Origin of the sequence: Corynebacterium tuberculostearicum, from assembly GCF_030229345.1 — a bacterium.
In the GTDB taxonomy this organism is placed as follows: domain Bacteria; phylum Actinomycetota; class Actinomycetes; order Mycobacteriales; family Mycobacteriaceae; genus Corynebacterium; species Corynebacterium tuberculostearicum_G.
In genome coordinates this window covers 86,475-109,195 of sequence record NZ_JASPGP010000004.1, presented here as the reverse complement: position 1 = coordinate 109,195, position 22,721 = coordinate 86,475, and the positions used below count along the sequence as shown (strand labels likewise).

The window sequence follows — 22,721 nt, the reverse complement described above, 5'->3', positions numbered from 1 at the left end:
TCGCCGGTTTTCGTGCGCAGGCCACCGCTTTTCAACGATTTCGTCCATACATATGGCGAAAATCGTCGACGATTTAGGTGTTTTAGATGGACGAAATCGTTGAAACGAGGAAAGCGGAACCTTCCTGGAAGATTTCCAGTCCAATGAGTCATGTGGACGAGAAATGAATTACTAGATTTAGGCCTTACTGACTATCAAATCCGCAGCAGGGTTAGTGAGGGGACGCTGTTACGCTTGCGGCGCAATTGTTACGTCCCAGCGGAGGCGAGTGCGAAGGATAAGCTCGCCGCGGTGGCGCAGCTTTATCCGGATGCGGTATTTACAGGGACGGCGGCGCTCGCGGCGTACGGCTTTTGTGAGGTGCAGCTGCCGGTAACGATTCGGGTGGATAACAATTGCCGGACACATGCGAATGAGCTGGTGCGTACTGTGAGGTCGCGGCCGGTGCCAGCAAATCGGGTGAAAGGCGTGCGGATGGCGTTGCCGGCGCAAGCGGTGGCAGATGCCCTAAGTTTTGAGCGCTGCGGCGAGTGGCTGCTGAAGGAAGCACTGGCGCAGGCGTACCGCGGGCTCAATGGAAGGGGAAGGTTCGCGGCCGATTTAGAGATGGTGACCAGCAAGGAAAAGGATGCGGTCCGCGAGCTGGCGGAGCTGGCGCCGGTCGGGACGGCATCGAAGTGGGAGCAGCGGATGTACCACGAGATGCGGCGGGTGGGTCTCAAGCCCGTACCGAATTTCCGGCTGGGACCGTACACCTGGGATTTAGGCTTCGAAGCAGGAACGACCGTGGTGGACTTGGACTCGCTTTACTATCACACGCCGGAGAATAATCACCGGGAATTTCTCATCGGGACGTGGAAGACCAATCATGCGGTGCAACACGGGTGGGCGCCATTGAAATTCACAGATGAATGCACCGACTACCACCTCAAGCTGGTGGTGGAGACGGTGCAGGAAACGGTGGCGCATCGGCGCAGTGTGCGCGGGCTAAAGAGCAGGCCGCAGAAGGTGCGCCGGGCACTGGCGACTCCGGCGTGGAGGTTTCACCAGAGCTTGCTCTAGGCCCTAGTCAGCAAGGTGCTGCCAGCAAGCACGAACGCGGTCGAACCACCAATCACGGCGGTCGGCGGGGGCGGCGAGTGCAGCGAGGCGATCTGGGTCGGGGGCGAGGATATCGGCGGAAAGGTGGCCATCGATAAGCGGGCGCGGGGCGGTGACGTCCTCTTCAAAAAGGGAGCCGGTAGCAAGGCCGGCGGCGGCCGGGGTGACGTCGATGTCCTCGTCGTCGTAGATGCGCGGGAGGGCGGCGACGGCGGCAAGGCCCATATTGATGCCGACGGAGGTATCGAGCGCGGAGGCCACTGTGATATCCATGTGACGCTGGCGCAGGTGTTGGGCCACTTCGAGGACGCGGCGCACGCCGCCCAGCGGGGCGGGTTTGACCACGGCGACATCCGCGGCCTGCAATTCGGCCACGCGATACGGGTCCGCGACCTTACGAATGGATTCATCGGCGGCAACGCGCACAAAGAGGCCGGCGCGCATAAGGCGGCCGCGGACCTGGGCAAGCTCCTCAGTGGTGGCACAGGGCTGTTCCATATAGTCCAGCGGCATCATCATCTGCGCGGCCTCGACCGCCTCATCGACGCTCCAGCCGCCGTTGGCGTCCACGCGCAGGATAGGGATATCGCCGCGTTGGGTGACGGCGTCGCGGACGGCGCGGACGCGAGCGGCGTCGTCGGCAAGCGTGTGGCCCTTTTCCGCCACTTTGATTTTGAAGGTGCGGCAGCCGGCGTAGCGCTCCACCACGGCCGGGACCTCGCTGGCGGGTACGGCCGGGATGGTGGCGTTGACCTCGATGGAATCGCGCACCGGCTCCGGAAATCCCTCGTAGGCGGCCTCAAGCCCGGCGCGCAGCCACGCGGCGGACTCGGCCTGGCCGTATTCCAAGAAGGGCGCGAACTCGCCCCAACCGGCCGGGCCCTCGATGAGCAGGGCCTCCCTAGTGGTAATGCCGCGGAAACGCACGGCGAGCGGGAGGGAGACTACGTGGGCGCGGTCGAGGACGTCATCGATATGCATGGCCTTCATGGTAGCGCCCGCCGGCCGTTGACCCCTCCCCCGCTCTGCGCTATTTTGGGAACCTATACCAATAAAGGAGGAATTATGCTGCTAGCTGAGGCATTGGCGGAGCGCGCACAGGCGCAGGAGCGCCTCAATAGCCTGCACGAGCGGCTGCTGACCGTGGCCCGCGTGCAGGAGGGTGATACCCCGGATGAGGATCCGCAAGAGCTGCTGCGCGAGCTCGACGGCGTGGCCGGGCGCATCGATGAGCTGGTGCAGGCCATCAATGCGACGAATATCGCCACCGCCTTTGATGAGAAGAGGAACCTGATGGAAGCCCTCGCGCTTCGCGACGGCCTCTTGCGCAAGCGCCGTATCTACCACGACCTGGCGCAGCGGGCGGGTACGCGCTCGGATCGCTATTCCCGCACCGAGATTAAGTTTGTCTCCACCATCCCGGTGGCGGATCTGCGCAAGCGCGTCGATGATTTGTCTAAGCAGTATCGCGAGCTGGATACCCGCATCCAGCAGCTGAACTGGAATACCGAACTGAAAAACGGATAGTCATATCGCGCGCTGCTCAAAGCGCGCGATGGTAGCCCACACACCTGCAGCGAGCAGGCCCCCACCCTGGAGGGGAAAATCCTGGGACACTGGCCCCCTTTAGCGCTTTAAGGGGCGGGGAGTTCGAGTCTCCCCATGGCATGGAGTACCGCGCTGGTATGGCGTACACGGGTATTATGCGGGGCAACAACCTCGCAGTATCGCGTATTGATTATTACCGGCCTGCTGGGCAGCGTGTGTGGGTGAGGGTTGGGAATGGGGACTATTCTTCTTTTGCCACTAAGCTGGCTTTTATGAGCGAGCAGAGAAAGTACAGCACCGATAATCCGTTCCGGCCGGAATTGTGGCATTCCGTAGAAGGGTTTGAGGACCTGACGGATATCACTTATCACAGGCTCAACGGCGAGGGGCGCAAGAACGGCATCGTGCGCATCGCCTTCGATCGCCCGGAGGTGCGCAATGCGTTTCGCCCGCATACCGTAGACGAGCTCTACCGCGCCCTAGATCACGCCCGCCGCACGCCGGATGTGGGCACGATTTTGCTCACCGGCAACGGCCCCTCCGAAAAGGACGGCGGCTGGGCGTTTTGTTCCGGCGGCGACCAGCGCATTCGCGGCCGCTCCGGATACCGATACGCCACCGAGCACGCCCACGATGACGCCACCGCGGATGAGTCCACAGTGGACACCGCCCGCGAGAAGGTGGAAGGCGGCCGCCTGCACATCCTCGAGGTCCAGCGCCTGATCCGCACCATGCCCAAGGTGGTTATCGCCGTGGTCAATGGTTGGGCGGCCGGCGGCGGTCACTCGCTGCACGTGGTCTGCGATATGACGGTCGCTTCCCGCCAAGAGGCGCGCTTCAAGCAGACGGACGCGGACGTGGGGTCCTTCGACGCCGGCTATGGCTCGGCGTACCTGGCCAAGATGGTGGGCCAGAAATTCGCCCGCGAGATCTTCTTCTTGGGCCGCACCTACGATGCCCAGCGCATGTACGAAATGGGCGCGGTCAACGAGGTCGCGGACCACGGCGAACTTGAGGACGCCGCCATCCGCATGGGCCAGGAGATCAACATGAAGTCCCCCACCGCCCAGCGCATGCTGAAATTCGCCTTCAACCTCACCGATGATGGGCTCATGGGCCAGCAAGTCTTTGCCGGCGAGGCCACCCGCTTGGCCTATATGACCGACGAGGCCGTCGAGGGCAAGGAGTCCTTCCTGGAAAAGCGCGAGCCTAATTGGGATAGCTTCCCGTACTACTACTAATGCTTATCGCTTTTTGTATCGGCATTGCCGTCGTTGCCACGGGTGCGCTCATCGTTGGGCGCATTGTGTTGCTGCGCGGCATACGCAAGGCGGAAAAAGACGAAACCCGCCCCTTCGACGATTAAAATCGCCTCCGTGACTATCCTCTCCCCGCTTCCGGTTGATCCGCACAACCCGGCCAGCATCCTCCCCGATTTGGAGGCCGCCATTGCCGGGCAGGCCTGCTTCTTGCCGCTCCCGCTTGCCGACGCCACCCGTGCCACCCTCCTGCGCAATACCCAACGCGCCGGCGAGCCCATCGACCCCAGCATCGCCCTGGTGATGTCCACCTCTGGCTCCACCGGCACGCCGAAGGGCGCGCAGCTTACCCCAGCAAACCTGGTGGCCAGCGCTGATGCCACCCACCAGGTGCTCGGCGGCACCGGCCAGTGGTTGCTGGCCATGCCGGCCCACCACATCGCCGGCATCCAGGTACTAGTGCGCTCGCTGGTGGCGGGCGTGGATCCGCTGTGCATGGATCTCAGCGAGGGCTTCGATATTCCCACCTTCGCCCGCGCGGCCGCAGAGCTCGACCGCACCGGGGACCGCACCTATACCGCGCTGACCCCGCTGCAACTGGCCAAGGCCATGGATTCGGTCGAGGGGATCGACGCGCTGCGCACTTTCGATGCCATCCTGGTCGGCGGCGCGGCCATCAACCCGCGCCTGCGCGCAGCGGCCGAGGAGCTGGGCATTGCAGTAGTGGCGACGTATGGATCCTCCGAAACCGCCGGTGGCTGCGTCTACGACGGCCGGCCGATTCCCGGCGCGCAGGTCCGCGTCCAGGACGGCCGCATCCTCTTAGGCGGGCACACCATCGCCCACGGCTACCGCAACGCGCCCGAGCACGAAGCCTTCCGCGAGCCAGGCTGGTTCGCTACTTCCGACGGCGGCTTTATCGACGCCGGCACCCTCACCGTCACCGGCCGGCTGGATAACGTCATCGACTCCGGCGGTCTCAAGCTTCACCCCGAGGCGCTAGAAACCGAAATCCTCAAGGTTAAGGGCGTGGACCATGCCTGCGTCGTCGGCGTGCCACACCCGCGGCTCGGCCAGGCCATCATGGCGGCATATACCGGCTGGGCCGATATCGGCGATATCCTTGAGGCCCTCGAAGACGCCGAGCTTCCCCGCTGGCAGATACCGAAAGACATCAAGCGCCTCGCGGAATTTCCCACGGCCGGGCCAGGCAAAATAGACCGCCGCGCGGTGGCGCGCATCTTCGGCGCTTAGCCACCTTCCACGTCGCGCACCGCGATATCGCGCGCCGCGGATTCCCCGAGCGAAAAGCTGGCTCCATTATCCACGCTAACCTCTAGGAGGCCGGCTACCGGCGGGGCAACGACGGTCAGCCGCACGCCTGGACGAACCCCGTGTTTGTCCAGGTAGCGCAGGAATTCGCCATCGGCGTCATTGACCTGTTCCATGGTGACGGGAGAGTTGGGTGGGACGTCGGCAAGCGTAATGCGCGAGAGCGGCTCAGCCGTGCCATCGGCCGCCGGAATGGGATCGCCGTGGGGATCGCGCGCAGGGGCGCCGAGGAAAGCATCGATGCGCTCGACAAACCTATCGGAGGTCGCATGCTCTAGCATTTCGGCTTCCTCATGCACCTCGTCCCAAGTATAGCCCAAGGTGCATACCAAAAAGGTCTCGAGCAGGCGGTGGCGGCGCACCATGGCCACGGCCAATTCGCGACCTTCCCTGACCAGCCGGACGCCAAAGTAACGCTCGTGTTCCACGAGTCCCTTGGCCGCGAGGCGCTTGACGGCCTCGGAGGTGGTGGGCAGCTTCTGGCCGGCAGCCTTAGCCAGATCACCGAGCGGCATGGCGGTATCGCGTCCCGCCTTTTCCTCGTGGTTCCACAAAATCTTGAGGTAGTCCTGGGTGCGTTCGGGCAGCTCGCTTACGTGCATTCACCCCATCGTAGTTCATCCTATTGCTTCCGTAAGTTTCAATATGTATGTTTTACAGAGTTCATTCCAGTGAACTTTGGTATTCATTTCTACTTTAAGGACTTTTCGTTGCAGAAAACCACCGCACTTCCCCTCGCCGTACTGCTCGCCGCTACTACGCTAACGGCCTGCTCAAGCGGCGATGACAACCACGGAGATAGCCTAAAAATCTTCGCCACCACCGGCTACTTGGCCGATGCTGCAGCCAACCTCGCCCCCGAAGCCGATATCACCACCATGGTCGGCCCCGGCGGTGATCCGCACACCTACCAGCCCACCACGCACGATATTGAGGCTATGAAGGACGCCGACCTCGTACTCTGGAATGGCCTCCACCTCGAGGCCCAGATGGTGGACCAGCTCAAGTCCCTGGGAGACAAGCAGCTCGCGGTGGGCGATCAGCTCGATGAACAAGATCTCCTGCCCTGGCCGGAACAAGGAAAGGGCGGCGAGCAACTCTATGATCCGCATATCTGGAATAGCCCCAAACTGTGGAGCCAGGCCGTCGAGAGCATCGGCGACAAACTTGGCGATATCGATTCCGAGCACGCCGCGGACTACTCCACTGCCGCCGATAACTACGAAAGCCAGATCGCCGCTGCACACGACAAGGCTAAGAAGGAACTCGCTGCTGCGAAGCCCCGCGTGCTCATCACCGGCCATGATGCTTTCAACTACTTTGGCAAGACCTTCGACTTTGACATCCACGCCACCGATTTCGTGACCACCGAGGCCACAAAATCCGCCACCGAGATCTCCGAGCTGGCCGATACCATCGCCGATAAGAAGGTCCCCGTCATCTTCAAGGACAATCAAGCCAACCCACAGGCCATCACCTCGCTGCAGCAGGCCGTGGAGTCCCGCGGCTGGAAGGTTACCGTCTCGGACGAGGAGCTCTTCGCCGATACCCTCGGACCCGACGCGCCCACCGATACCTACCTCGGGGCTTTCGAGCACAACGCACACACCGTGGCAAAGGCCTTAAGCTAATGCTGCGCGCCACCCACCTCACCGCGGGCTATCCGCGCACGCCCGTGCTTGCCGACGCCACCTTTGCCCTCACTCCCGCCACCATCACCGGCCTCGTGGGCGCCAACGGCTCCGGCAAGTCCACTCTTGTGCGCACCTTGGTGGGCCTGCTTCCACCGCTTAACTGCGAATCGCTCACCTTTGATGGCACCAACCTTGCCCATTTCCGCCACCGGCTCGGTTACATGCCGCAGCACGCGGAGATCGATTGGGATTTTCCGGCCACGGCCTTCGACGTCGCCCTTATGGGTCGCACCGCCGGCCTGCGCTGGTGGCAGTGGCCGAGCCGCGTCGATAAGCGCGCCGCTCACGACGCGCTCGCCCGCACCGGAATGCAAGAGCACTCGCACCTGCCCATTTCGGCCTTGTCCGGCGGCCAGCGCCAGCGCGTCTTACTCGCTCGCACGCTCGTGAGCGATCCCGAGCTCATTATCTTGGATGAGCCCTTCGCTGGGGTCGACGCCGCAAGCCAGCGCGCCATCATGGAGGTACTGGAGAATCTGCGCGCCGATGGCGCCACCATCCTGCTGGTCCACCACAACCTCGCAGAGGTCGCCGATTTCTGTGATGAGGTCCTCATGGTGGGCCAAGGCCGCCTCATCGCGGCCGGGCCTACTAAGCAGGTGCTCACCGAATCCGCTATCGCCGACATGTTTTGCCTGCCCTCATGAACCCACTAGAACTCTTTCAGGATTTCACCTATACGCAGGCGCTTTGGGGCACCGTACTCATCGGAGCCTGCGCCGGCGCGCTCGGCCCGCTGGTCTATGTGCGCCGCACCAGCCTGCTCGCTGATGCCATCTCGCATTCCTCCTTGCCTGGCCTGCTGGTCGCCTTCATCGTGGCCACGGCCTTAGGGTGGGACGGCCGCAATATCTGGCTGCTTTCTGCCGGCGCCATCCTCACCGGCACACTGGCCGTCGGCTGTATTCACCTGATTCCACGGCTGGCCCCGCTCGGCCCGACCACCGCGATGGCCGCTACGCTTACCACATTCTTCTCCATCGGCATGCTGCTCATGCAGCATATTTCCCGCCAGCCCTTGCCCGGCAAGGCCGGCATCCAGGATTACCTGCTGGGAAACGCGTCCACGCTCACGCGCGCCGATGTGAGTTCTGCGCTCGTCATTGGCGGCGGCGTCTTGCTAATTCTTTCTTCGGTACACACTCGGCAAGCCACCGTCGCCTTTGACGCCCCCTTTGCCCGCGTAGCCGGCATTCGCACCACGGCCTTAAATGCCCTCAGCTTCCTCTCCTTAACCGCCGTAACGGTTATAGGCGTCAAGGTGGTCGGCGTGGTCCTCATGGTGGCCGTAGTCATCAGCCCGGCCGCGGCCGCCCGCCCCTGGGTTCACCGCCTGCTTCCCTTCATTGCACTAGCCGGCTTCCTAGGCGCGCTTACTGCCGCCGTGGGTTGCTACCTTTCCATCGCCTTTGGCCCGCTGCCTACCGGCCCCATCATCGTGCTGGTGCAAGCCGCCACCGTAGCGTTCAGCCTCGTCACCAGAAAGCTTCGACCATGACCCTTGCCGCTACCGCTTGCCTGCTCGCCGTCCTTACCGCCGTAGCATGCGCGCTGCCCGGCACTTTTGTAGTTCTACAGGGACAGGCCATGCTTATCGACGGCATCGGCCACGCCGTCCTCCCCGGCATCGCCGTGGGCTACCTTTTAACCTCCGATATCGACTCCCCGCTGCTGCTTATTACCGCCGCGGCCGGTGCCCTGGCCGTCGCGCTCGGCACACGGTGGCTGCAGCGCAGCGCGCTGGTTACTGCCGATGCCGCCCTAGGCCTCATCTTCCCCGCCCTCTTTGCCGCCGGCGTCATCCTCATCTCTACCCGAATGAGCCACGTACATATCGATGTCCACGCCGTCTTGGTTGGCGATGTTAACCTCGCCGCCTTTTCCAATCCCCACTACTGCTATGTCATGGCCGGCGTGCTTGCCGCCAACGCAATCTTCCTCGCCCTTACCTTGCCGCGGCTTTCCGCCACATCCTTTGACGCCCCCTTCTGCACCGTGCGCGGGGTCCGCTCCCGCGCCGTACAAACAACGTTTATGGCGGTAGTTGCCTGCACTGCTACTGCCGCTTTCCACGCCGCCGGCGCCATGCTGGTAATCGCCTTGATGGTCTTTCCCACCATGACCGCGCGGCTTTTCACCCGCCGCGTGCCTACCCTAATGCTCGCCGCTTGCGGCATCGCGGCACTCAGCGCAGTCGCAGGATTCTGGCTTGCCTATTGGCTTGATGCGGCCACCTCCGCCGCGATGACGGTCACCAATGCCACTCTTTTCTTCGCGGCACTAGCCGCCTATCGGCTGCGCCGTCGCGCCTACCTTGGCTAATTGCCGCCCGCGCGTGACGCAGTGGCACAATAGTGGCTATGTCTGCCTCGAAGTCTGCCCCGCATTCCAAGGACCATTCCGCCGGCCGTTTCTCCGCCACTGCCCAGGATTGGCTCGAGGGCGCGCGCCCACATACCTGGGCTAATGCGTTCGCGCCCGTCGTGGCGGGCACCGGCGCAGCCTTCGGCATCGGCGGCGGCCACGTGGGCCGCGCGCTCCTCGCACTCATCGTGGCATGGGCACTTATCATCGGCGTGAACTACGCCAATGACTATTCCGATGGCATCCGCGGCACTGACGATGACCGCACCGGTCCGCAGCGCCTGACCGGCGGCGGCCTGGCCCGCCCGCAGCAGGTGAAACTCGCCGCCTTCGCCGCGTTCGCCGTGGCCGGGCTCGCCGGCATCGCGCTGTCCCTGGCAGCACATGCGTGGTGGCTCATCCTCATCGGCGCGCTATGCATCGCTGGCGCCTGGTTTTATACCGGCGGCAAGAACCCGTATGGCTATCGCGGGCTCGGCGAGGTCGCCGTGTTCGTCTTCTTCGGGCTCGTCGCCGTGCTCGGCACCGAATTTACCCAGGCCGGCCGGCTGTCGTGGTCGGGCCTCGCGCTGGCCGTGGGCATCGGCGCGATGAGCTCTGGCGTCAACCTGGTCAATAACATCCGCGATATTCCCTCCGACGCCGAGACCGGCAAGATTACCCTCGCCGTGCGCCTCGGCAACGAGAAGGCGCGCCTGCTCTTTACGGTGCTGCTCCTGCTGCCTTTCTTGCTGACCATCGGCATCGCCTTCGGCAGCTGGCTCGCGCTCGCCGGCTTGGTCTACTTCCCCCTTGCGCTGCGCGCCATCCGCACCGTCAACCGCGGCGCCCAGGGCCCAGAGCTTATCCCCGTGCTCGGCCTGACCGGCCGCGCGATGCTGCTGTGGGCCGTTATCGAGGCCGCCGCGCTCATCCTCGTCTAATCCTGGGCGGCGCGGCCTTCCAGCTCCGCCTGGACCCAGCGCTTGTGGGCCTTACGCTGGGCGGAGTACTCGGCCAGCGTCTGGGTGGCCTCGATGCGCCACTTTTTAAAGATCAGCATCGATAGTGGCAGCGCCACAAAGAGCGCCAGCAGCGCCGCGATGAGCACCGGGATGGGAAAGCCGATGGCGAAGGCCAAAAGCTCAATCACCACGGTCAAAGCGATAAAAAGCACCACGCGGGCGAGCCCGTACTTCCACAGCGCCGCGCGCGAACGGCGGCGCAGTTCTGGGTCCGGCTTGGGTGGCTCAGGGTTATGCGTCATGGGGGTTGATTGTACGCGGTGCAGGTAGAATCGCACGCATGGGCCGAATCATCCTCCTCCTACTCTTTGTTCTCGCCGCCTACCTCGTCTGGAAGGCCTTCGGGCCCTCGACATGGAAGAAGCGCGAGGTGGAACAACCCCGCGCTATCAAGGGCCCCGATGATGACGAGGAATTCCTCTGGAATCTAGAGAAGGAGCGCTTCAAGCAGCGCCGCGCCCAGGAGGCAGAAGAAGAAAAGCGCCGCCAGCGCCGCAAACGCGACGCCGACGGCGAGAAGGACTAGGCTTCCTTCGGCACGAAACGCATCTCAAGGCCTAAGGCCTCGGCCACGGCGGTAATCTTTTCCCACCGCACGCCCGCACCACCGTGCTCGATGGTGTGGAGGGTGGAGCGGGAGACCCCGGCGGCGTCGGCAAGCTGCTGCTGCAAAATGCCCAACTCGCGGCGCCGCTCGGCAAATTGGGCGCCAAGGCCCAAAATCACGGCATTATCGCCGGCCGGCTTGCCCTGCTTATGGCGCGGACTCGTATGCTCCGCCATCTAGTTCAGCCCCGCATAGGAGTGCAGGCCGGAGACGACCATATTGATAAAGAACAGGTTGAAGACCATCAGCGCCATCGCCATGACGTTGATCCACGGCGCCGCCTTGCGGAAGGCCGGCGTCGCACGCGCATGCAGGTATGCGGCATACAGGATCCAGGTGGCAAAGGACACGGTCTCCTTCGGATCCCAGCCCCAGAAGCGGCCCCAGGCGGACTCGGCCCAGATGGCACCCAAGATGATGCCCAGACCCAAGGTCGGCAGGGTGATAACAGCCAGGCGATAGGCCAGCTGGTCAATCTTCGCGGCCGAAGGCAGCGGGCGGGCCACCGCACCGAAGAAGCCATGCTCGGCATGCTTCGGTTGCGCCATACGGAACAGCGTCAGCAGCGAGACAATGCCGGAGATAATACCGATGGACGCGCCCAAAGAAACCACGGTGACGTGGATGGGCAGCCAGTGCGACTGCAGCGCCGGCACCACTGGGGCGGACTCGGCATAGAGCTTGGTGGAACCATAAAACATCAGCGCGAGGGTCGGGGTGAGCAGCCACGGCCACACGGTGCGCCATTCCTTGCGCTGCATAGCCATATTGCCCACCAGCAGCACACCAAAGCTCACCATCAGCACGTACTCGTACAGGTTGCCAAAGGGGAAGCGGCCGGTGGCCAGGCCGCGCAGCACGATCGCCGCGGCGTGCAACGCAATGCCCACCCACATCAGCGCGCTGGTCATGCCGCCGAGCTTATCGGCCTTGCGCTCCTTTTCCTGCAGCTCATCGGCCGTGATTCCGGAAGAAGACTGGGCAACCTCGCCGGCATAGCTCTGCTTGTCGACGCCCCCAGCGCCCGCCCCCACCAAGACCTTCGCGGCCTCGGACTTCACGGCGCGGCGGCCCTCGATGATGCCCTGCATGCGGCCGTAGTAAAACAGCGACAAAAAGAGCGCGAAGCAGTACACCACAAAGGCGGTCTGCACCGCGATATCCGAGAAATTAGACAGATTCTGATCGATCTGCATGAATGCTCCTAGCCTTCACACGTGCGGGGTAAGTGCTGATTACCTTACTCAGCGAAACGGCCCAATCCAACTTTTGTTGGATCGGGCCGGGGCGCTAGTCATCGGTATAAAGTTCGTCTTCTTCGACCTCGTCTGGGTCGGGTAGTTCGAGCAGCGCTCGGTGCAGCTCGTGGAACTCCTCGGACCAGCCGGCGCGGTCGGTGCGGGCGAGGCCGCCCATCTCCACGTCGGTGCCGCCAGCCGCGTTCGGCCGCAGGCGGATGTAGACGCGGCGGCGCTTAATTATCAGCGATCCCACCAAGGAAATGAGCATCACCAGCGCGGAGACCAGCACCCACTTCTGGAAAGGATCATAAGAGACCTGGTAGTTGGCGAACTCGCTGGCGCCGTCGAAGGTGATCTTCGTGCCATCGTCCAGGGTGACGTCCTCGCCCTGGTTGAGGTTCACGCGGTCGATCTTTTGCAGCTGGCCGGACTGCACCAGGTTCGGGTCCAGTGAGAAGAAGGATTGCGGGGTGCCGGTGTCCAGGCCGGCATCGCCGCGGTAGATATCGATGGCCATCGCCGGATCCTGCAGGCCCGGGTATGCGGACTGGAGCAGCTTGCCGTTCTCGCCGGCCCATTCGGCCGTGGGTGCGAAGAGGCCCTGGATGGCGATCTGGTTCTGGCGGCGGTCATAGAGATCCGGGTGCATGCCGGCCGGTGGGTCGAAGCGCATCGCGCCGGAGGACAAGAAGAAGGTCGTGTCATTCGGCTGGAACTGAACGGTCTGGGTGCGCTTTTCACCATTGGGCCATTCCACCGTGACCGTCGGCGCGTAGCCGTGGCCCTGCAAGTAGACGCGGTTGTGCGCCAAGCGCAGCGGGTGGTTGACCTTAAGCTCATAATCCTTCCACTCGGAATCGTCCTTGTAGATGTCCTCGCCCTCCGCGTAGGAAACGTTGGAGGTAAACATCTCCGCCTGGCCGTTGGGCAGGTATTCGGCGGCGAAGTCATGGGCGACGAAGCAGAAGGGGTGGAGACCGGTGCCGTCGAAAAGCGGGCCGGCGCGGAAGGAGTCAAAGTTGGACGTGGAGGTATTGCAGAACTCCGTGGACTGATCCAGGGTCTGGCCGCCGCCCTGCGAGCCGGACTCGGTGACTACGATGACCTGGCCCTCGTAGTTGACCAAGCGGCCGGCGGCGACGGTGACCAAGATGGCCACGAGCGCCACGTGGAAGATCAGGTTGGCCAGCTCGCGGCCGTAGCCGCGCTCCGCGGAGAAGGTATGCACACCGGCGCGGTCTTCTTCTGGGGAGTACTCGGCCACACGCCACTTCTTCAAGCGCTTTGCAATTTCCGCGGAGAGCTCTTCCTCGCTCTTGTCCGAGTGCCCTTCGGCCGCCAGCGGCAGCTTGTGGAGGTACTTAGGCGCGCGTGTTGGCGGGGTCTTCCACGCCTTGTAGTGATCCCAGGAGCGTGGCAGGATGCAGCCCACTAGGGAAATGGCCAAGAGGATGAAGATGGCCTGGAACCAGACGGAAGAAAAGACGTCGAAAAGCTGCAGCTTATCGTAGATCTTCGCCACGTTGCCATTGGACTCAATGAAGTCCTGCACGTTCTGCTCGTTGAGATCGCGCTGCGGCAGCAAGGAACCGGGAATCGCGGCCAGCGCCAGCAAGAAAAGCAGCGCCAGTGCCGTGCGCATGCTGGTCAGCCAATGCCAGGCTTTGCGGAAATATTTCACGTCTCTCCTAAATCAGGGTGGCGCCGTAGTCCACGGTCCACTGGCGGATGAAGTTAATAAACTCGCCCCACAGGCCGGTTACCAGGGCCAAGCCGACGAGGATCATGGCCACGCCGCCGATTATCTGGATGGTATGCGAGTGCTTGCGGGCCCACGAAATCGAGCGCATCGCCCGCGCGGAGCCCAGCGCCACCAGCAGGAATGGCAGGCCCAAGCCCAAGCAATAAAAAATGATAAGCAGCACGCCGCGCGCGGCTGTCATGCCTTCGGTGCCGGCCGATACGGAAATGATGGCGGCCAGCGTTGGGCCCAAGCACGGCGTCCAGCCCAGCGCGAATATCCCGCCCAGCAGCGGCGCGCCCAGCCAGGTGGTCCAGCGCTTCGGTGCCATGCGGGTGTCTTTTTGCAGCGCCGGGATAGCGCCGAGAAAAACCACGCCCATCAGGATGGTCACGCCGCCGCCGATGCGCATGAGCGTCTCCTCATTGAGCCGGAGCGCGGAAATCGCGCCGAATACGGAGACCGTCGCCAGCAAGAAAACCACGGTAAATCCTAGGATGAACAAGGCGGCGGCCAGTACCACGGCCCATTGCCTGCGCTTGCCGACGCCCACCCCCAGCTCCCCATCGAAGGTAACCTCACCGCCTACCACGCCGGCCAGGTAGGAAATATAGCCGGGCACCAGTGGGATGACGCACGGGCTGGCGAAGCTCACCAGCCCCGCCACGGCGGCCGCGAACAGGCCCAGAATGAGTGGGCCGGAGGTCGCGGCCTCGGCAAAAGAGTTGCCGATGCTCGCTGCGTTGTCCATTTATTCCTTTTCTAATTTGTCCACTACGTCCATCACATCTTGAGCCGTGATGGACCGCAAAAAGACCGTAGCCGGGCGGTGCTGTTTATCCAACACGATGGTGGTCGGGACCACGGAGGTGGGCACGCCGCCCAAGGCCGCCGCGGTCTTAAACGGTGGATCGTAGATGGAGGGGTAGGTCAGGCCATTATCCTTGAGAAAGTCATTGGACACCTGCGGGTTATAGTCGCGCACATTAATGCCCAAGACAGTGCCAATCTTCCGCTTCTGTAGCTCGGAGTGGACCTCTTGGAGGTCATCGGCCTCGGCGCGGCACGGAGCGCACCACTGGCCCCAGGAGTTGAGCACGACGATTTCGCCCTCATAGTCCTCCAGAGAAATGGTCTTATCCCTATCGCGCACATCCTCGCCGGAGAAGGTGCGCAATGGCTTGCGCTCGGATTCCTCGTAATTGATGACCTTTTCGCCGCCGGGCGTGATGAACTCGAAGTTGCCGCCGGTAGCAACCGCGTTTTGCGCTTTATCGGAGTCCTGCGAGCAACCGGCAAGCGGCAGCGCTACCGCCACCGCAGCGAGCACCGCGCCGACTGCGCGTCTGCGTTGTAGTGCCATTAAATCTCCTGCGCCGGTTCGGAATAGAAGATATCGGTGACCTGGTTATCCTCAAAAAGCAAAGAGGTGACCGAGGCCAGGTCGCATTCGCGATTCCACGGCGCGTGCGGCAGGCGCTGGCCCAGCACGGTACGCTGCACCATCACAATGGGCAGCTGGTGGCTGACCAAGATCGCCTCGTGGCCGGCTGCGGCGGTGCGGGCGCGCTCGATGGAGCCCAGCATGCGCTCGGCAATCTGCTCATAGGGCTCGCCCCACGAGGGCTCCAGCGGGTTGACCAGCAGCGGCCAGCGGCGCGGGTTCCACAGCGCGGAACGCAGGCCCTTGGTACGCAGGCCCTCGAAACGGTTGCCGGACTCGATGAGCGTCTTATCGACGTCCACGTCTAGCCCCGTTACCTGCGCAATCGGCCGCGCGGTCTCCTGGGTGCGCTGCAGCGGCGAGGCCGCCAGGTAGGTCACGTCATGATCGCGGAAGGACTCTGCGGTACGCGCCGCCATGGAATGCCCGCGCGAGGACAGGTGATAGCCCGGGATGCGACCGTAGAGGATCTTCTCCGGGTTGTGGACCTCGCCGTGGCGCACGAGGTGAACGATAGTGCGTGTCATGTCTCTCCTTAGTGTGCGGGACGCGCGGCGGCCGCAGCCTTGGCGGCGGGCTTGAGGGCGGCTTCGATGAGTTCGAAGTCGGCGTCGGTAAGTGCATCCGAGACAAACCAGGTCTCGAATGGGCTTGGTGCGACGTAGATGCCGTTATCCAGCAGGGCGTGGAAGAACGGGGTGAAGCGGAAGGTCTCGGCCGCCTGCATATCGGCAAAGTTGCGGCCCTCGCCCTCGGCAAAGCGGATGGAGAACATCGACGACGCCCGCTGGATGTGGTGCGCTACGCCCTCGGCCGACAGCGCGGAGGAAATCATGCCGGTCAGGCGGTCCGCGTTGGCCTGCAGGCGCTCATAGAGCGATTCATCGGCCAACTCCAAAGACTTCAGGCCGGAGGCCATCGCCACCGGGTTACCGGACAGCGTGCCGGCCTGGTAGACCGGACCGTCCGGGGCGAGGTAGTCCATAACCTCGGCGCGGCCGCCGAAGGCAGCGGCCGGCAGGCCACCGGAGACGACCTTGCCGAAGGTCACCAGGTCCGCCGCCACGCCGTCGACGCCGTACCAGCCCTTATAGGAGGTGCGGAAGCCGGTCATGACCTCGTCGAGGATGAGGAGGGCGCCGTCTTCATGGGCGACGTCGGCAAGCGCGGCGTTGAAGCCTTCCTCTGGAGCCACGGTGCCCATGTTGCCGGCCGAGGCTTCCGCGATGATGCAGGCAATCTCGCCCGGGTGCTGCGCAAATGCCTCGCGCACGGCCTCGATATCGTTATAAGGAACGACGATGGTATCGGCCGCCGTCGCGCCCGTAACGCCAGGGGAATCCGGCAGCGCGAAGGTCGCCACGCCGGAGCCGGCCGAGGCCAACAGCGCATCCACGTGGCCGTGGTAGCAACCCTCGAACTTCAGCACCTTGGCGCGGCCGGTATAGCCGCGGGCCAGGCGCACCGCAGACATGGTGGCCTCGGTGCCGGAGTTAACCATGCGCACCTTATCGGCCGCGGTGCGCGACACAATGGCCTCCGCCAGCAAAGCTTCGCCTTCTGTGGGCGAGCCAAAGCTCAAGCCACCCGCAGCCGCCTTTTGCACGGCCTCCACAATCTCTGGGTGCGCATTGCCGTGAATCATCGGGCCATAGGAGCTGACCAGGTCAACGTACTCATTGCCGTCGGCATCCCACAGGCGCGAGCCCGCACCGCGCTCAATCACGCGAGCCTGGCCACCCACGGAGCCAAACGCGCGCACCGGCGAGTTCACCCCGCCCGGAATCACCTTGGAGGAACGCTCAAACCACTGTTGCGACTGGGAAGTATTAGGCATGTCTGACATTCTAGCGATTCGCGCGCTATACAAAAGTTGGAGTGCGCGATTCACAGTCAGCCGCTAAACTTCGGGGCGTTGCACTTTTCAATTCGGGGGGATTTTCAATGCAGCGCACTCTCATTGTCGCCATCCTGGCCGCTTTCTGCCTCGCCGGCTGCGCTCAGCCCGAGCCCGAGCGGCCGCTGCCTACCTCGGTGGGTGCCACCCCGCTTGCCGACGCCCCCTCCTGGCAGCCCCCTCCCCGCCCGCTCGCCCCGCGCGACCTGCCTCGGGAGGACGCCCCGGTTCCCTCGCCGCCTACCGATCAGCCTTCGCCGTCGGATGCGGCGCCGGCGCCTGAGTCTGCGCCTGGTTCGCACCCTGGCCCGGCTCCCGCGCCCAGGCAGCGTCCCGCACCCGGGCCTGCACCGGCGCCCCACCCGCAACCTGCGGCGCCGGACCCACGCCCACCTGCGCGGGACAAAAGCGGCCTGCCGAACCTGAATATCCCGCCGCACGAAGTCCGCGGGCGCATCGAGGACGCGGTGCCTGATATGCCGGCCGTGCCCGCTATGCCCGCGCCGGCCCCGCCACCTGCGCCGCCGCTGCCGCCCGCGCCGCGGATTCCGGGTCTCTAACTCACCGCTTTCAGCCCCACGATGCCGCCGATGATCATGGCGAGAAATAGAACCTTCCACACCGTGGCGGCCTCGTGTCCAGCGGCGAAGGAATAAATAACCGCCACCGACGCGCCAACGCCCGCCCACACCGCATAGGCCGTGCCGACCGGGATGCTGCGCATCGCCCAGGCCAGCCCACCCATAGAAATCGCGCAGGCCACGAGGAAAATAAGCGAGGGCCACAGGCGCGTAAAACCTGCGGACTTATCCAGCGCCGCCGCCCACACGGCCTCGAATGCGCCGGAGAAAATCAAGATGAACCACGCCATAACTACTTCCTGGCCGTCTTGTCGCGTTACCGGGTACGGCTCCCTCGTCCGGGGCTCGCGCAAGCCGCGGCGAACCTGCACCCAATGATGGCACACTAGGAAACCATGAAGATTGCATTTCTTGGAACTGGCCGCATGGGAACCGAACTAGCCCGCCGCCTGCTCAACGAGCAAGACGGCATCGAGTTGACCGTCTGGAACCGCACCGCCGAGCGCGCCCAGCCGCTGGTGGAGGAAGGCGCCGAGCTTGCCGCCTCGCCCACCGAGGCCGTAGCGAACGCCGAGGTCATTATTACCTCTCTCTTCGGGCCTGACGATGTCCGCGAGGTCGTCGTCGAGCCGCAGCTCATCCCCGCCGGCGTGACCTGGATCGACACCACCACCGTCTCACCCAACGATGCCCGCGAGTTCGCCGCCGCCGTGGAAACCTACGTCCACGCCCCGGTCGTCGGCACGCTCGGCCCGGCCCGAGAGGGCAAGCTCGGCGTCTATGTGGGCACGCCAGACGACGCCCGCCGTGAGCAAGCCATGTCCCTCGCCGAATCCTGGGCGGGCGAAGACAAGCTCATCGGAGTGGAGGCAGCGGCCACGGCGGCCATCGGAAAGCTGCTGGCCAACCTCGCGCTCGCCGTCACCGCCGAGGGCCTGCTCGAAGCCCTGCAACTCGGCGAGTCCGAGGGCCTAGACTCCGAGGTGGTGCTGCAGATGCTCGATATCACCGGCCTGTCCTTCATCGCCAATATGAAGGCGCCGTTTATCACCGGCGAGCGCAATACCGACCCGGGCGATTTCACCGTCGACGCCCTGGCCAAGGACGCCAAGCTCATGGAGATGACCTCCACCAAGCCGCTGCCCGCCCTGACCGCCGCCATCGGCCGCTTCGAGGAAATGCAGGCCATGGGTCACGGCGATCAGGACTTCTCCTCCATCTTCGTCTTCCGCAATAAGGGCTAGTTATCCACAGGCTCGCCGGGCGTGCGGGCCGAAATTCGCCCTGTGGGCCCTAGTTATCCACAGGTTCGCGCGCTCGCCCTCGCACAGGTTGCGCGCCGTGGCTTAGGCTGCGGGGCATGACAGCTCTTCAGACCTATCTCGCGGCCCTGGCGCCCGGCATCGACATCGTTGCCGGGTGCGCCGGCATGTCTGAAGACCAGCTGCGCGCTGCCGGTGCGCCCAATAAGACGGCCCGCACCTTGCTCACGCTTGCCGACGCCCTCTTTGCCCCCACCTCCTTTGCCCGCCTGCAGCGCCAGGCGGTTACCGCCGCCCGCGACCGCGCCCACCCGCTGCCCACGCTGGAGGTAATCGAGCGCTACGCATCCCGCGCTAAGACCAAGCGCGATGCCTGGCGCCTGCGCGTGGAACTGTGCCGCACCGCCGCCGATACCGATGAGATGGAAAAGCTGGCGCGCAAAAAGCTGCGCGAGCTCAATCCCCCGGCCCCGCCGCGCCCCGGCGTGCGCATCCGCCGCCGCAAGGACGCGCCGTGGACCCTCGCGATTACCGGGCCCTCTTCGCTCATCGCGGATTTGGAATCCAGCCTGGATGAGGATGCTCCCCTCGATTCCGTTGCGGAGCTCTTCTCCCCTTCCGGCGCCTCCCCGGCTGCCCGCCCGACCATTACGACGAACGCGATCATCACGCTCGACGAGCTCGACCGCATCATCGATGGCGACGGCGAGGAAATCACCATCCAGCTCACCAATGGCGCCCGCCTCACCGGCGCGGAACTTGTCTCGCGCACGCTGGCAGACCGCGGCCTTATCACCCTCGTTCACCCCTTCGAGGGCGCGGTCAACCTCTACCGCACGGAGCGCATGGCCAACGAGAAGCAGCGGCTCATGGCCGCCGCGGAAAATCCGGTATGCCCGTGGGCGGAATGCAACTATCCGGCGGATAAATGCCAGGTGCACCACTTGCAGGCGTGGCAGCACGGCGGCGATACCAATATGGCAAACCTCGCCACCTGTTGCCCGTACCACAACGGCGTCAATGACGATGACCCGAATGCCCCACCGGTGCGCGGGCGCCTCGTTCGGCGCCGAGGCCGCGTGGTGTGGCAGCCACCCTGGGCTGACACCGCGCCAGCACCGCCATCGGCCCACTAGCCCCCTAAACCGCCAGGCAGCAGGATGCCCTGCTGCCGCATTGGCATGCCCGCAACTAGCGAACCCCGCAGCTAGCGAGCGATGCGGGCCGCAGCAGCGCGGGCGTCCGCGATGACATTGGGTACGCCAACTCCGCCGGCCCAAGCGCCGGTGGCATCGATGCCTGGCGTCGCTGCCAGCGCACCGCGCGCACCGGCCACGGTTTCCAGGTGGCCGGCATCAAAGCGCGGCAGGCCGCCGAACCAGCGCTGGGTGAAAATCTCGGCAACGCCAGCGGCACGGCCGTCGAATCCGGTGAGGCGCTGGAGGTCATCGAGGGCGTAGTCGACCAGGTCGTCTTCCTCGGCGCGGACGATGGCGTCGTCGCCAAAGCGGCCGAAGGAGGCGCGCACCAAGGCACCGCCGCGCTCGGCCAGGTGCGGCCACTTGCGCGAGGACAGCGTGAAGGCCTTGGCGTGCACGTCGTCTTGGTCCGTAGCAACGAGGATGCCGGAGTTCTGCGGCAATGCGTTGCCGGCCGGATCCGTGTCAGACTCGAACTTCAGGCCCACGACTGCCGACGCCGCCAGCTTCACGCTCTTCAGCCGCTCCGCCGCCCGCGGGGACACCTTAGGCAGCAGGCGCGCTGCGGTCGGGGCCGGGGTGGCGACCAGCACACGGTCGAAGGGGGCGGTGTCGCCGGGTGCGCCGGCCAAGCGGAATTTTTCGCCCTCGCGAGTGATGCCGGAGATGAAGGTATCGAGGTAGATCTTGGCGCGGGATTTATCGGCCAGCGCCTCGTAGAGCTCTGCGTAGCCGCCGCGGAAGGTCTGAAAGACGGGTCCGCCGCTGCTCGGCTTGGCCGCGCGGGCTTCTTCCAACGAGCGGACCGCGGCCGAGAGGGTGACTGGGCCGCGCTCGGATAGCGCGTCGAGCGTCTCGGCCAGCGCCGGGATGGTCGCGCGCACACCCAGGTCATCGGCCGAGCAGGAGTACACGCCGCCGAGGAGGGCGGAGATAACGTGGTCGACGAGGTCGTCGCCAAACTGCTGGCGCACTAGGCGGCCGACGGAGACGTCGCTGCCGGCCGTCCATTCGAAGGGCTCCTCGTTATCAATGCGGCGGGCGGTCTCGGCCGAGACCAGGTGTGCGACCGGCTCCGAGTGCGAAGGAATGCCCATCATCCCGCCGCGCGGCAGCGGCTTAAGCTCGCCGGAGTACACCAGCGAGTGCAGGCCGGAGGGCTCAACCAGGCTGTCGCCCAGGCCGAGGGATTCGATGAATTCCACGGCGTCGTGGCGGCGGGCCAGGAAGGCCTCGGCGCCCATGTCGGTGGGGCCGTCATTAAACGGCACGGAGTACAGCTTGCCGCCGATACGGCCGGCGGCCTCGAAAACCTCAACGTCGTGGTCGCGCAGCTCGTAAGCGGCCGTCAAGCCCGCCAGGCCGGCACCAATAATCGCAATACGCATTTAGCCCTCCTCATGAATGATGGATACGGCGCGGGTGATGGCCTCCGCGTCGGTAGTTGGCAAGACCCCGTGGCCGAGGTTCCAGATATGGCCGTCGATATCGCCGCGCTCGCGGGCCCGATCGACCTCGCCGCGGATGGTGCGCACGGCCTGGCGCACGGCGTCGTCGCCGGCAAAAAGCATGGCCGGGTCGAGGTTGCCCTGCAGCACGCGGGCGCTCACGCGCTCGGCCGCGGCGTCCATGGGCACGCGATAATCGACGCCCATAACTTCCGACCCCGCCTCCGACATAGCCGGCAAGAGCTCGCCGGTGCCGACGCCGAAATGGATGCGCGGGATAGTCACGCCGGCCAGGATCTCCCGGGAGTACGGCAGCACGAATTCGCGGTAGTCACGCTCGTTGAGGTAGCCGGCCCAGGAATCGAAAAGCTGCATGGCGTCAATGCCGGCGTCGACCTGCACCTGCAGGAAGCGGGTGATGGTCGGCACCAGACGGCGCATGAGCATGTGCCAAGTCTCCGGATCGGCGTGCATGAGGGCCTTGGTGCGCTCGTGGTTCTTGGATGGCCCGCCCTCAACGAGGTAGCTGGCCAGCGTGAACGGCGCGCCAACGAAGCCGATGAGCGCTTGGGTTTCGGTGAGCTCGGCCAGGATGCGGGCGATGCCTTCGGTGACCTCGGGGACGTCGGTCTCCAGCAGCGGCAGCTTGCCGACGTCCTCCCTACTCCGCACCGCCTGCTCCATCACCGGCCCACGGCCCGGCACAATATCGACCTTGACGCCCGCGGCCTTGAGCGGGACGACGATATCGGAGAACAAGATGGCGGCATCAACGTCGTGGCGGCGCACCGGCTGCAGGGTGATTTCTGCCAGCAGTTCCGGCATGAAGCAAGAATCGAGCATGCTAATCCCCTCGCGGGCGACGCGGTACTCCGGCAGTGAGCGGCCGGCCTGGCGCATGAACCAGACTGGAGGGCGGGAGGGGGTGCGGCCGAGGGCGGCGTCGATAAGCGGGGCACGATTGAGTCGAGACATGCCCCAATTATGAATCAAAAGTTG

26 protein-coding genes and 1 riboswitch are annotated in these 22,721 nt (G+C 64.5%); of the genes, 13 read left to right on the top strand and 13 right to left on the bottom strand.

The features are described 5' to 3' along the window. Nucleotides 1-291: 291 nt before the first annotated feature. Nucleotides 292-1,062: a hypothetical protein gene (locus QP884_RS04280; RefSeq protein WP_284820911.1), complete on the top strand. Its 771-nt coding sequence runs from the start codon at nt 292-294 to the stop codon at nt 1,060-1,062. 3 nt (nt 1,063-1,065) lie between these two features. On the opposite strand, the gene QP884_RS04275 is transcribed toward QP884_RS04280, so the two are convergent. Continuing rightward, the gene (locus QP884_RS04275) at nt 1,066-2,091 is read right to left on the bottom strand and encodes an o-succinylbenzoate synthase (RefSeq protein ID WP_434736446.1); all 1,026 of its coding nucleotides are present in this window, start codon (nt 2,089-2,091) and stop codon (nt 1,066-1,068) included. Nucleotides 2,092-2,166: 75 nt separating this feature from the next. On the opposite strand from QP884_RS04275, the gene QP884_RS04270 reads away from it, so the two are divergent. The 4 genes from QP884_RS04270 to menE all read left to right on the top strand — a co-directional run bounded on the left by QP884_RS04270 (nt 2,167) and on the right by menE (nt 5,162). Beyond that, nucleotides 2,167-2,628 (top strand): DIP1984 family protein, encoded by a 462-nt coding sequence (locus tag QP884_RS04270; RefSeq protein ID WP_005322951.1) that lies wholly within the window; start codon nt 2,167-2,169, stop codon nt 2,626-2,628. Nucleotides 2,629-2,921: 293 nt separating this feature from the next. Continuing rightward, a complete protein-coding gene (locus QP884_RS04265; protein WP_239194736.1) occupies nt 2,922-3,890 on the top strand; it encodes a 1,4-dihydroxy-2-naphthoyl-CoA synthase in 969 nt (322 codons plus the stop codon). Then, nucleotides 3,890-4,015: a hypothetical protein gene (locus QP884_RS04260; RefSeq protein WP_284820907.1), complete on the top strand. Its 126-nt coding sequence runs from the start codon at nt 3,890-3,892 to the stop codon at nt 4,013-4,015. The genes QP884_RS04265 and QP884_RS04260 overlap by 1 nt, the downstream gene beginning before the upstream one ends. A 10-nt stretch (nt 4,016-4,025) precedes the next feature. Next, complete coding sequence (gene menE, locus QP884_RS04255; RefSeq protein ID WP_284820905.1) at nt 4,026-5,162, top strand: o-succinylbenzoate--CoA ligase; 1,137 nt, start codon at nt 4,026-4,028, stop codon at nt 5,160-5,162. On the opposite strand, the gene QP884_RS04250 is transcribed toward menE, so the two are convergent. Then, complete coding sequence (locus QP884_RS04250) at nt 5,159-5,842, bottom strand: metal-dependent transcriptional regulator (protein WP_284820904.1); 684 nt, start codon at nt 5,840-5,842, stop codon at nt 5,159-5,161. The genes menE and QP884_RS04250 overlap by 4 nt on opposite strands. Nucleotides 5,843-5,950: 108 nt before the next feature. Here QP884_RS04250 and QP884_RS04245 point away from each other — a divergent pair, with 108 nt between their 5' ends. The 5 genes from QP884_RS04245 to QP884_RS04225 are packed head-to-tail and all read left to right on the top strand — an operon-like array spanning nt 5,951 to nt 10,221. Further along, nucleotides 5,951-6,871 (top strand): metal ABC transporter substrate-binding protein, encoded by a 921-nt coding sequence (locus QP884_RS04245; RefSeq protein WP_284820902.1) that lies wholly within the window; start codon nt 5,951-5,953, stop codon nt 6,869-6,871. After that, entirely contained in the window at nt 6,871-7,581 is a 711-nt protein-coding gene (locus tag QP884_RS04240) for a metal ABC transporter ATP-binding protein (protein WP_284820900.1), read from the top strand. Before QP884_RS04245 ends, QP884_RS04240 begins: the two co-directional genes overlap by 1 nt. Continuing rightward, nucleotides 7,578-8,432, top strand: a complete 855-nt coding sequence (locus tag QP884_RS04235) for a metal ABC transporter permease (protein WP_284820899.1) — start codon at nt 7,578-7,580, stop codon at nt 8,430-8,432. Before QP884_RS04240 ends, QP884_RS04235 begins: the two co-directional genes overlap by 4 nt. Then, nucleotides 8,429-9,256: a metal ABC transporter permease gene (locus QP884_RS04230; RefSeq protein WP_284820897.1), complete on the top strand. Its 828-nt coding sequence runs from the start codon at nt 8,429-8,431 to the stop codon at nt 9,254-9,256. The genes QP884_RS04235 and QP884_RS04230 overlap by 4 nt, the downstream gene beginning before the upstream one ends. Nucleotides 9,257-9,294: 38 nt before the next feature. Continuing rightward, nucleotides 9,295-10,221 (top strand): 1,4-dihydroxy-2-naphthoate polyprenyltransferase, encoded by a 927-nt coding sequence (locus QP884_RS04225; protein ID WP_284820895.1) that lies wholly within the window; start codon nt 9,295-9,297, stop codon nt 10,219-10,221. On the opposite strand, the gene QP884_RS04220 is transcribed toward QP884_RS04225, so the two are convergent. Further along, on the bottom strand, nt 10,218-10,544 hold the full coding sequence (locus QP884_RS04220) for a DUF4229 domain-containing protein (RefSeq protein WP_284820894.1): 327 nt from the start codon (nt 10,542-10,544) through the stop codon (nt 10,218-10,220). The genes QP884_RS04225 and QP884_RS04220 overlap by 4 nt on opposite strands. A 38-nt stretch (nt 10,545-10,582) precedes the next feature. On the opposite strand from QP884_RS04220, the gene QP884_RS04215 reads away from it, so the two are divergent. After that, nucleotides 10,583-10,828 (top strand): hypothetical protein, encoded by a 246-nt coding sequence (locus tag QP884_RS04215; protein WP_005327924.1) that lies wholly within the window; start codon nt 10,583-10,585, stop codon nt 10,826-10,828. Here QP884_RS04215 and QP884_RS04210 read toward each other — a convergent pair. The 8 genes from QP884_RS04210 to QP884_RS04175 form a co-directional block, all read right to left on the bottom strand. Beyond that, nucleotides 10,825-11,085 carry a helix-turn-helix domain-containing protein gene (locus QP884_RS04210; RefSeq protein WP_200436254.1) on the bottom strand — a complete coding sequence of 87 codons (261 nt, stop codon included), beginning with the start codon at nt 11,083-11,085 and terminating at the stop codon, nt 10,825-10,827. The two genes, QP884_RS04215 and QP884_RS04210, sit on opposite strands and share 4 nt — an antisense overlap. Then, nucleotides 11,086-12,105 carry a c-type cytochrome biogenesis protein CcsB gene (gene ccsB, locus QP884_RS04205; protein ID WP_284820893.1) on the bottom strand — a complete coding sequence of 340 codons (1,020 nt, stop codon included), beginning with the start codon at nt 12,103-12,105 and terminating at the stop codon, nt 11,086-11,088. Between the two features lie 94 nt (nt 12,106-12,199). Then, nucleotides 12,200-13,831 carry a cytochrome c biogenesis protein ResB gene (locus QP884_RS04200; RefSeq protein WP_284820892.1) on the bottom strand — a complete coding sequence of 544 codons (1,632 nt, stop codon included), beginning with the start codon at nt 13,829-13,831 and terminating at the stop codon, nt 12,200-12,202. A 7-nt stretch (nt 13,832-13,838) separates the two neighbouring features. Continuing rightward, nucleotides 13,839-14,642 carry a cytochrome c biogenesis CcdA family protein gene (locus tag QP884_RS04195; RefSeq protein ID WP_284820891.1) on the bottom strand — a complete coding sequence of 268 codons (804 nt, stop codon included), beginning with the start codon at nt 14,640-14,642 and terminating at the stop codon, nt 13,839-13,841. Further along, nucleotides 14,643-15,254, bottom strand: a complete 612-nt coding sequence (locus QP884_RS04190) for a TlpA disulfide reductase family protein (RefSeq protein ID WP_284820890.1) — start codon at nt 15,252-15,254, stop codon at nt 14,643-14,645. Further along, nucleotides 15,254-15,862 carry a histidine phosphatase family protein gene (locus QP884_RS04185; RefSeq protein WP_284820888.1) on the bottom strand — a complete coding sequence of 203 codons (609 nt, stop codon included), beginning with the start codon at nt 15,860-15,862 and terminating at the stop codon, nt 15,254-15,256. Before QP884_RS04185 ends, QP884_RS04190 begins: the two co-directional genes overlap by 1 nt. 8 nt (nt 15,863-15,870) lie before the next feature. After that, a complete protein-coding gene (gene hemL, locus QP884_RS04180; RefSeq protein ID WP_284820887.1) occupies nt 15,871-17,181 on the bottom strand; it encodes a glutamate-1-semialdehyde 2,1-aminomutase in 1,311 nt (436 codons plus the stop codon). A gap of 607 nt (nt 17,182-17,788) precedes the next feature. Then, nucleotides 17,789-18,103, bottom strand: coding sequence for a DMT family transporter (locus QP884_RS04175; protein ID WP_005327239.1), 315 nt, complete (start codon nt 18,101-18,103; stop codon nt 17,789-17,791). 8 nt (nt 18,104-18,111) lie between these two features. Continuing rightward, a riboswitch (guanidine-III (ykkC-III) riboswitch) is annotated at nt 18,112-18,177 on the bottom strand. Nucleotides 18,178-18,208: 31 nt separating this feature from the next. Here QP884_RS04175 and QP884_RS04170 point away from each other — a divergent pair. Next, a complete protein-coding gene (locus QP884_RS04170) occupies nt 18,209-19,057 on the top strand; it encodes an NAD(P)-dependent oxidoreductase (protein WP_005327238.1) in 849 nt (282 codons plus the stop codon). A 116-nt stretch (nt 19,058-19,173) separates the two neighbouring features. Continuing rightward, the gene (locus QP884_RS04165; RefSeq protein ID WP_284820886.1) at nt 19,174-20,211 is read left to right on the top strand and encodes an HNH endonuclease signature motif containing protein; all 1,038 of its coding nucleotides are present in this window, start codon (nt 19,174-19,176) and stop codon (nt 20,209-20,211) included. 71 nt (nt 20,212-20,282) lie between these two features. Here the strand turns inward: QP884_RS04165 and QP884_RS04160 are convergent, their stop codons facing one another. Further along, on the bottom strand, nt 20,283-21,662 hold the full coding sequence (locus tag QP884_RS04160) for a protoporphyrinogen oxidase (RefSeq protein WP_284820885.1): 1,380 nt from the start codon (nt 21,660-21,662) through the stop codon (nt 20,283-20,285). Further along, entirely contained in the window at nt 21,663-22,697 is a 1,035-nt protein-coding gene (gene hemE / locus QP884_RS04155) for a uroporphyrinogen decarboxylase (RefSeq protein WP_284820884.1), read from the bottom strand. It abuts the gene before it with no gap. Between the last annotated feature and the right edge of the window lie 24 nt (nt 22,698-22,721).

Excerpts from the sequence above, each read along its gene's own strand:
- QP884_RS04275 (WP_434736446.1), bottom strand. The coding sequence starts at position 2,091 with ATGAAGGCCATGCATATCGATGACGTCCTCGACCGCGCCCACGTAGTC.
- QP884_RS04270 (WP_005322951.1), top strand. The coding sequence starts at position 2,167 with ATGCTGCTAGCTGAGGCATTGGCGGAGCGCGCACAGGCGCAGGAGCGC.
- QP884_RS04265 (WP_239194736.1), top strand. The coding sequence starts at position 2,922 with ATGAGCGAGCAGAGAAAGTACAGCACCGATAATCCGTTCCGGCCGGAA.
- QP884_RS04260 (WP_284820907.1), top strand. The coding sequence starts at position 3,890 with ATGCTTATCGCTTTTTGTATCGGCATTGCCGTCGTTGCCACGGGTGCG.
- QP884_RS04250 (WP_284820904.1), bottom strand. The coding sequence starts at position 5,842 with ATGCACGTAAGCGAGCTGCCCGAACGCACCCAGGACTACCTCAAGATT.
- QP884_RS04240 (WP_284820900.1), top strand. The coding sequence starts at position 6,871 with ATGCTGCGCGCCACCCACCTCACCGCGGGCTATCCGCGCACGCCCGTG.
- QP884_RS04235 (WP_284820899.1), top strand. The coding sequence starts at position 7,578 with ATGAACCCACTAGAACTCTTTCAGGATTTCACCTATACGCAGGCGCTT.
- QP884_RS04230 (WP_284820897.1), top strand. The coding sequence starts at position 8,429 with ATGACCCTTGCCGCTACCGCTTGCCTGCTCGCCGTCCTTACCGCCGTA.
- QP884_RS04225 (WP_284820895.1), top strand. The coding sequence starts at position 9,295 with ATGTCTGCCTCGAAGTCTGCCCCGCATTCCAAGGACCATTCCGCCGGC.
- QP884_RS04220 (WP_284820894.1), bottom strand. The coding sequence starts at position 10,544 with ATGACGCATAACCCTGAGCCACCCAAGCCGGACCCAGAACTGCGCCGC.
- QP884_RS04215 (WP_005327924.1), top strand. The coding sequence starts at position 10,583 with ATGGGCCGAATCATCCTCCTCCTACTCTTTGTTCTCGCCGCCTACCTC.
- QP884_RS04210 (WP_200436254.1), bottom strand. The coding sequence starts at position 11,085 with ATGGCGGAGCATACGAGTCCGCGCCATAAGCAGGGCAAGCCGGCCGGC.
- ccsB (WP_284820893.1), bottom strand. The coding sequence starts at position 12,105 with ATGCAGATCGATCAGAATCTGTCTAATTTCTCGGATATCGCGGTGCAG.
- QP884_RS04195 (WP_284820891.1), bottom strand. The coding sequence starts at position 14,642 with ATGGACAACGCAGCGAGCATCGGCAACTCTTTTGCCGAGGCCGCGACC.
- QP884_RS04190 (WP_284820890.1), bottom strand. The coding sequence starts at position 15,254 with ATGGCACTACAACGCAGACGCGCAGTCGGCGCGGTGCTCGCTGCGGTG.
- QP884_RS04185 (WP_284820888.1), bottom strand. The coding sequence starts at position 15,862 with ATGACACGCACTATCGTTCACCTCGTGCGCCACGGCGAGGTCCACAAC.
- hemL (WP_284820887.1), bottom strand. The coding sequence starts at position 17,181 with ATGTCAGACATGCCTAATACTTCCCAGTCGCAACAGTGGTTTGAGCGT.
- QP884_RS04175 (WP_005327239.1), bottom strand. The coding sequence starts at position 18,103 with ATGGCGTGGTTCATCTTGATTTTCTCCGGCGCATTCGAGGCCGTGTGG.
- QP884_RS04170 (WP_005327238.1), top strand. The coding sequence starts at position 18,209 with ATGAAGATTGCATTTCTTGGAACTGGCCGCATGGGAACCGAACTAGCC.
- QP884_RS04165 (WP_284820886.1), top strand. The coding sequence starts at position 19,174 with ATGACAGCTCTTCAGACCTATCTCGCGGCCCTGGCGCCCGGCATCGAC.
- QP884_RS04160 (WP_284820885.1), bottom strand. The coding sequence starts at position 21,662 with ATGCGTATTGCGATTATTGGTGCCGGCCTGGCGGGCTTGACGGCCGCT.
- hemE (WP_284820884.1), bottom strand. The coding sequence starts at position 22,697 with ATGTCTCGACTCAATCGTGCCCCGCTTATCGACGCCGCCCTCGGCCGC.